The organism is Streptomyces sp. NPDC054863 (assembly GCF_053610825.1).
Map to the genome: position 1 here is coordinate 1 of NZ_JBSGZD010000531.1, position 2,115 is coordinate 2,115.

At 71.7% G+C, this 2,115-nt stretch carries 2 protein-coding genes; one reads left to right on the forward strand and one right to left on the reverse strand.

The features are described 5' to 3' along the window. Nucleotides 1-79: 79 nt before the first annotated feature. Nucleotides 80-1,111: a diiron oxygenase gene (locus ACWGIG_RS38610; RefSeq protein WP_453326399.1), complete on the reverse strand. Its 1,032-nt coding sequence runs from the start codon at nt 1,109-1,111 to the stop codon at nt 80-82. Between the two features lie 206 nt (nt 1,112-1,317). On the opposite strand from ACWGIG_RS38610, the gene ACWGIG_RS38615 reads away from it, so the two are divergent. Then, complete coding sequence (locus tag ACWGIG_RS38615; protein ID WP_453326400.1) at nt 1,318-2,103, forward strand: thioesterase II family protein; 786 nt, start codon at nt 1,318-1,320, stop codon at nt 2,101-2,103. Nucleotides 2,104-2,115: the final 12 nt, after the last annotated feature.

Genomic DNA, 2,115 nt, shown 5'->3' on the forward strand with positions numbered 1-2,115 from the left:
GCGGGCAGGCCGCCGGGTGCGGGTGGTGCGGCCCCCGATCGGGCCCGTACCGCTGACCGCAGGGCCCGTACCGCTGCCCTCAGCGGATCCGCAGGGCCTCCGGGCGCACCAGGTTCTCCGCGAGCAGCAGTGCCTTCACCCGGTCCGAGAGCATGTCCAACTGCCGCAGCACGAGGATGACTTGCTGGAAGAGCATCTGCCGGTAGGTGGCCATCATCGGGTTGGTCCGCGCGAAGTGCAGCCCCTTGGCCACGTCGAGGTCCATCCGCTCCCAGACCTCGCGCAGCATGAACCGGCGCGACATCAGCTGGATCGCCTCCAGCAGGAAGTCCTCGCGCTCGCGCAGCTCCGCGGAGGTGACCTGGCTGTACATGCCGGTGAGCGCGGTGACGCCGAAGGCGATGTGCCGGGCCTCGTCCTGCGCGACCATCTTGGTGATCTGCCGGATCACCGGGTCGCCGAAGCCGCTGCTCGCGAGGCGCAGCGCGGTGATGGCCAGACCCTCGACGACCACCTGCATGCCGAGGTAGACGATGTCCCACCGGGACTCCGACAGCAGATCGTGCAGCAGCGTCTTGAGCCCGGGGTTGATCGGGTAGACGGACTGCAGCTTCTCGTCGACGTAACGGGCGAACGCCTCGACGTGCCGCGCCTCGTCGGCGACCTGGGACGCGGCGTACGTCTTGGCGTCGAGGTCGGGCACGGTCTCCACGAGACGGGCCGTCGTCACGAGCGCACCCTGCTCGCCGTGCAGGAACTGGCTGCACATCCACGCCTGGTACTCCCAGCGGAACTGGGTCAGCAGCTCGCGCGGCACCGGGCTGCCTTCGCCGACGACGAAGGACGCGAGCCGCGCTCCGTTCTCCTCCGACAGCTCGGCGCCGAAGTTGACGTCGTGGTCCCAGTCGATGTCGGTGGTGGCGTTCCACTGCGAGACCTTGTTCTTCTCGTAGAGGTTCCACACGCGGCTGTCGCGGTCCCCGTAGTTCCAGTTCAGACACGCCTGGAACATCGCGTCGACCTCCATGAGGTCGTTCTTGACCGCGTCCAGGGTGAAGAGCGTGGAGTCGGACGTCTCGGCGGGCATTGTCTCGTCGGGCACTGTGGTCATTGGATTGCGGTCCACCCCTCCGGCGCGGAACAGGACTGTTCACCGTCAGTTTTGGTGCGCCGCACCCCGCCCTCCAGGAACTGCCGGGGCAATATGGCGGCAGTCCGGTTGCCGGTCCCCTTGCCTGGCCCCGCCCTCCCGCCGGCCGCACGATGGGGCGCGGCGGGCAGCAGAGCGCCCCGCACACCGGCCGAAGGAGGAGCGGGATGGGACCCCGTGCCACCGCATCAGTCGCCTCCCCGAAGAGCGCACCGGCGCACGACCGGGACCGCCCGTGGATCGTCGGCCGGGTCACCGCGGCCGACCCGCGCCTGCGGCTGATCTGCCTGCCGCAGGCGGGCGGCAGCGCGAGCTCGTTCGCGCCCTGGCGCCTCGCACCGCCGGCCGGGGTGGAACTCGCCACCGTGGAGCTGCCCGGGCGGGGCGTGCGCAGCGCCGAGCAGCTGCCCGGCACGCTCGAAGAGCTCGCCGACGCCGTGATCGACGGCATCCGCGACGAGTTCGACCGGCCCTACGCGCTCTTCGGGCACAGCTTCGGCGCACTCCTCGGCTACGAGATTGCCGTCCGCATCGCCCGGCGCGGCCTCACCCCGCCCCGCGCGCTGCTCGTGTCCGCCGCGCGCGCACCGCACACCCCGGTGCGCCGACGTGTCTCGGACCTGGACGACGCCGGTCTGCTCGACTGGCTGGACGGCTTCGGCGGCTTCCCGCCCGAGCTGGCCCGCTACCCGGCGTACCTCCAGTACGCGCTGCGCACGGTCCGCCGCGACCTCGCCCTCACCGAGTCCTACCTGGCCCCGGGACCCACCCGGGTCGACTGCCCGCTGCACGTCTTCGGGGGCGCCGACGACCCGCTGGTCAGCGGCGCGCACCTGGAGCGCTGGCGCGACTGCGCCGCCGCCGACTTCACGCTCCGGCTGCTGCCCGGCGGGCACGGCTACCCCTTCACCGGGGCCTCGGCGCTCGACGCGATCGTGTCACCCCTGCGCTGACCGGCGCACGGT